Source organism: Streptomyces sp. RP5T, assembly GCF_003933965.1.
Lineage (GTDB): Bacteria > Actinomycetota > Actinomycetes > Streptomycetales > Streptomycetaceae > Streptomyces.
In genome coordinates, this window is sequence record NZ_RSAJ01000824.1 from 1 (window position 1) to 2,956 (window position 2,956).

At 70.3% G+C, this 2,956-nt stretch carries 2 protein-coding genes; one reads left to right on the plus strand and one right to left on the minus strand.

Annotated elements, in window-relative coordinates; genetic code table 11:
* On the minus strand, positions 1–1,833 hold a 1,833-nt coding region (locus tag EHS43_RS41590), incomplete at its 3' end, for a DUF1996 domain-containing protein (RefSeq protein ID WP_260470958.1).
* Between the two features lie 264 nt (positions 1,834–2,097).
* Between EHS43_RS41590 and EHS43_RS41595 the strand changes: the two genes are divergently transcribed.
* The gene (locus EHS43_RS41595) at positions 2,098–2,667 is read left to right on the plus strand and encodes a 3'-5' exonuclease (protein ID WP_125195687.1); all 570 of its coding nucleotides are present in this window, start codon (positions 2,098–2,100) and stop codon (positions 2,665–2,667) included.
* Positions 2,668–2,956: the final 289 nt, after the last annotated feature.

The following is a 2,956-nucleotide window of genomic DNA, read 5'->3' on the forward strand; positions in this document are numbered from 1 at the left end:
GGGCTGGGCCGCCTGGTCGTTGCCGGTCTCGGGCGAGGGCGCGGCTGAAGGGGCGGTCGTGCTGCGGATGGTGGGTGAGCTGTAGGTCTTCGGCTCGTTGTCGGCCGGGGCGGTCGACTGCTCGCCGCCCGCGGGGGCCTCGGCGGTCGGGGTCGGCTGCTGCGACGGCTCCTCACCGGTTCCGGGGTTGCCCTCGGAGCCGTTGCCGTTGCCGGTGCCGCCGCCGTTGCCGTTACCGGTGTTGCTGCCGTTCCCGTCACCCGGGTCCTGGCTGGCGCCGGGGTCCGGGGCGGAGCCGCCACCATTGCCGTTGTCACCGCCGCCGTTGTCGCCCCCGCCGTTGTCACCGCCATTGTCGCCGTTGCCCGGGTCGTCCTGGCCCGTGCCCGCGCCGCACTGGCGGCCGTCGTTGATGCAGCCGACCATCTCGGTCATCAGCTTCTCGTCGAAGACGTTGATGAAGTCGCCGTGGTCGGTGACGGGCTTGTGCAGCTGCTCCGGGAAGGAGTCGACCGCGAACAGCGGAGTCGTACGGCCGCCGTCGTTCAGGCTCGGCGCGTCGACGTCGTAGACGATCCGCTGGACCAGCTGCGGGATGGCCTGGAAGCCGTTCGGGCAGGTGCCGTCGTTCTGGGCGAACGCCACGTGGGTGCGGTGGTTGGCGCTGTCGATGTTGCGGCCGTCCCAGCAGCTCTGGAACCTGAAGGTGCGCACCACGTCACTGCCCTGCGGGCACAGCGGGTACTTGTCCTTCAGCTGCCGGTCCTCGAACCCGGTGCAGCTCCAGGACGCGTTGGCGTTGGCGGGCCCGTTGACGAAGGCCTTGGCGTCACCGGTGATGATGCGCAGCAGGCGGGGCATCGCCGTGACCTTGCTGCGGGGGTTGCCCACGAACGTCAGCGTGACCTCCTTGGGCGTGACGATCTGACCGGCGTTGCCCTCGACGCCACCGCCGGGCTTGGCCGCGTCCTGTTCCTGCGTGCCGTTCTGGAGCCGGATCACGGGCCAGTAGTACGTGGACTTGTCGCCCTGGTCGACACAGCTCGTCTCGGCGTTCGCCAGGTCCTGGTCGCTCGCGAAGGCGGTGTTGGACTGGTTGCCGATGTAGTCGTGGAAGTGGTGGGCGCCGTTGGAGACACCCGGGGCGACGATGACGTTGTCCGAGTTGAACAGGCCGTTCGCGTTCACACCGCAGCTGGTGACGAAGGTGCCGCGGGAGGCGTCGCCCTGAGCCGGCGGCGCCTGTGCGGCGGGCGGAGCGCTGTTGATGTCGGCGTAGTCCGCGGCGACGGGGCCGTTGCCGGCCTGTCCGCCGTTGCCCTGCTGGCCGCCCTGGTCCTGGCCGTTGCCCTGCTGGTCCCCCTGGATCTGACCGTCGCCCTGCTGGCCGTCCTGGTTCTGGCCCTCGCCCTGCTGGTCGCCCTGCTGCTGGTCCTGGCCGTCGCCGTTCTGGTTCTCGGTCTGGCGCAGGGTGCAGTCGGCCATCTCGCCGAGACCGTCGGGCTGCGCTCCGGCGCGTTCCAGAGCGGCGGTGATGCGCTCGATCGTGGCGGCGCGGTTCTCCTGGAGCGGGTCCACGATCCGGCTCTGCGCGGAATCACGGTCCGTCACCGACGGGTCCTGGAGCTGCTGGTAGGCCTCGGCTATCTGCTGGTCCAGCGAGGCGAGCTCCTTGTCCACGTCCGCCCGTGAGTCGTCCGGGACGCTGGTGAGCGTGTCCCCGACGTCCGGGCAGTCGATCGTGACGGCTCCCCACGATGTCTGCTGCGGTGTGCCGCTCTCGGTGGCGGAGGCGTACACGTTCGCCGCGACCAGGCCCCCACCCCCGAGCATCAAGGCCACTGCGGCGAAGGTCGCACGTCGTGCGCCTGTCGGTCGTCTGCGATTGCTGCGTCCCACGGAACTACTCCTGCGCGTGTCGGCTGTCCGGGCATGCAAATCCCTCGCCCCATACGGACGGCGGGCCCCTGGTGTTCAAGTGACTCGGAAATTCACAGCACTCTCATACGGAACGCTCGGTTCCACCACCCCCTCTCGAACCTCCGTACAGGGAAAACGACATGACTCGCACACATCTGCACCCTTACGGTTCCCGTCATGAACAGCACCGGCCCCGGGGGCCTCCTGAACGTCGTGGACGTCGAAGCCACATGCTGGCCCGGTTCACCTCCCCCGGGCGCGGTCAGCGAGATCATCGAGATCGGGCTGACGGTCGTGGACCTGTCGACCGCCGAGCGCGTGGAGAGGCACCGGATCCTTGTGCGGCCGGTCCGGTCGGAAGTCAGCCCCTTCTGCACGGAGTTGACCGGGCTGTCCCAGCAAGAAGTCGATGGAGGACTGACGTTCGCGGAGGCCTGCCGGCTCCTGGCCCGCGAACACGCCTCCGGTCCGCGCCCGTGGGCCAGTTGGGGCGACTACGACCGTCACCAGTTCACCCGGCAGTGCGGGGCCACCGGAACGCCGTATCCCTTCGGACACCGTCACACCAACGCCAAGGCGGTCTTCACCGAGGTGCACGGCCTGCGCAAGCGCCCCGGTATGGCCCAGGCCCTCGCCCTCGCCGGGCTGCCCCTGGAAGGGCGCCATCATCGCGGTGAGGATGACGCGTGGAACATCGCGGCCCTGGTACTGCATCTGGCGGGACGGGACGGCTGGCCGTCGCACTGAGCGACCGCATCACCGAGCCCGACGACGGCACGCTCGTGGTGGCGGCTGCGGTGATCATCCGTTCGGCCGTCTTCTCGTGGCCGGCAGGACCGCGGCACCCGAGGTCCGGCACCGGCCGTCTGCGCCCAGGCCCTGCCCTTGCTGCGATCAGCCCGGCACGCGTGCCGGGCACGTTGCCGCGGGTCGCCCGGAAAGCGCGTGGTCGGCTCGCCCGGATCCCGGAGCCCTCCCGGGCCGAGCGCCCACCGGCCGGAGCAGTCCGCCCACGCACTGCCGAACACCGCCCCGC

Excerpts from the sequence above, each read along its gene's own strand:
- EHS43_RS41595 (WP_125195687.1), top strand. The coding sequence starts at position 2,098 with ATGAACAGCACCGGCCCCGGGGGCCTCCTGAACGTCGTGGACGTCGAA.